The sequence below is a fragment of the Nostoc sp. UIC 10630 genome, from assembly GCF_010747425.1.
Taxonomy (GTDB): Bacteria; Cyanobacteriota; Cyanobacteriia; order Cyanobacteriales; family Nostocaceae; genus Nostoc.
This window is the reverse complement of the sequence record NZ_JAAGOG010000513.1, coordinates 1-346: the sequence shown is the minus strand read 5'-3', so window position 1 is coordinate 346 and position 346 is coordinate 1. Positions and strand designations below refer to the sequence as shown.

The 346-nt window shown below is 41.3% G+C and carries 1 protein-coding gene; it reads right to left on the bottom strand.

Going from position 1 to position 346, the window contains the following annotated elements; translation table 11 throughout:
- Positions 1–54 precede the first annotated feature (54 nt).
- Positions 55–213 carry a hypothetical protein gene (locus G1O98_RS39570; RefSeq protein ID WP_207794537.1) on the bottom strand — a complete coding sequence of 53 codons (159 nt, stop codon included), beginning with the start codon at positions 211–213 and terminating at the stop codon, positions 55–57.
- Positions 214–346 lie beyond the last annotated feature (133 nt).

Sequence of the window (346 nt, the reverse complement as noted above, 5' to 3'; positions counted from 1 at the left end):
TTTGCGAATGTGGCTTGACGCACACCTTGGACATTTCATAGTGATCGCACTAATTCATATTTCTATTCTGCAACGCCCAAAAATCTGAGATTTCCACTTCAACAGCGCCTCAAGGCTTATTACCAGTGTCTCTGCTGTGCGTGCTGGTGTGACGGTCAAATCAGAAAATAAATTTAGCTGCTTGGGTTCCAAGGTGATTAATGGAATGTACAAACCAGTAGATTATCCTCCACAACTCGATGGAGTTAAACTGTTAGCAGCTTACTAGAGCGATCGCTGCATTTATTTTGGGCATTCTGAAAAGATAGCGTTTACTGAAGAAAATCATGTTTAAAGGATTTGGTCG